1 protein-coding gene is annotated in these 1,398 nt (G+C 42.8%); it reads left to right on the top strand.

The window, feature by feature from the left end:
- Positions 1 to 1,240, top strand: a 1,240-nt coding sequence (locus AC1DDX_RS27405) for a BT_3987 domain-containing protein (RefSeq protein ID WP_477623033.1), incomplete at its 5' end; no start/stop codon positions are given.
- Positions 1,241 to 1,398: the final 158 nt, after the last annotated feature.

Below are 1,398 nucleotides of genomic sequence, written 5' to 3' on the forward strand. Positions count from 1 at the left end.
GGTAATGATCCATAAACTTAAAACCATGAATAAGATAAATTTAACCTCAATACTTTTAAGTGCTTTTATATTCCTGACTGCTTGCAATAAGGATGTTTTAGTGGATTTGGATATTCCGCAGGCCGATACCTATGCACGCCTGTACATGCCACAGGCAGTAAGTAATCCAATTGCAATGGGGATTAGTATAACCGATCAGGACTATCAAGTGCCTTATGCGGCCCATCTGGGTGGTCCGTTAGCGGCCCAAACCGATATACCAGTAAATTTTAAGGTTTCGGCCGAAATGGTTGCCGACTATAATCAGAAAAATAATACCACCTATCAGTTGCTGCCCGAAGGAAGTTATGCCCTTCAGCAGGCAACAGCAATAATTCCCAAAGGTGCACAGGGAACTGCAGTTCAGAATCTGGTCATCAAAACCAAAGGCTTTCTAAACGCATTTGAGTCTTATCTGCTTCCGGTAAGCATTTCTGCACCTGGAAATGTGACTTTAAATAAGGAACTCAGTACCACTTATTTCCTGATTACAGGCTCATATGCCCCAGGTGAAGTTCCGCGTGAGAAAGTGCTGTCTATGGGCGCTGATGCAGGTGCTTTTTTAATAGATTTTAACGGCGATTTTATACGTAAAGCGCCGGTAACCGGCGATCTTCTGTTGTACAAGGCTGATGTAGCTACCGGACAGTTTACTCTCCCACCTAAAACGATCGGTTTCGGCTGGAATGTAATGGATAAAATTATCTCCTTTGGTGGTAACCGCTTGATCGCAAGATTTGGAAGTGGGGCAGGCGATCTTAACCAGTATTTTCTTAGCCAGGACGGGGCATTCGGGGCCCAGAGAGGGGTTGGTCAGGGCTGGGGCGCACTCTCTGCAATTGTTCCATTCAAAGGGTTGCTATTAGGTATTGCAGCAAATGGTGACATGACTAAATTTCCTTTAAACGGGGATGGCGACTTTGATTATGGAAACATCAAACAAATTGGTAGCGGATGGGCTGGTTTGGCACAAATCTTTGCTTACCAAAACTCACTGATTACCATTGAAAACAGTGGAGATATGTGGCAGTATCCACTAACAGAGGATGGAGTTTTTGGTACACGGAAGAAGATAGGTACAGGCTGGGATATGTATATTAAGGTAATTACTGCCGGCAATGATCTGTTGGCTTTGGATGCCAATGGAGATTTGTGGCGATATAAATTCAATCCGGAAGGCCTGTGGCCTTTAAAAAAGTAGAAAATAATAACTGATTCAAAAAGATATAATAATGAATAAAATACCGCTAATGTGCCGAAAAACTGCTATACTCTTGTTTTGTTTAACCTTTGCCATTCAAATGGTCTGGGCTAAAGACAAAGATACCTCTTCATTGAATGAACAGGCAGCCTATGCAC

This window comes from Pedobacter sp. 10L46_2 (assembly GCF_056395165.1).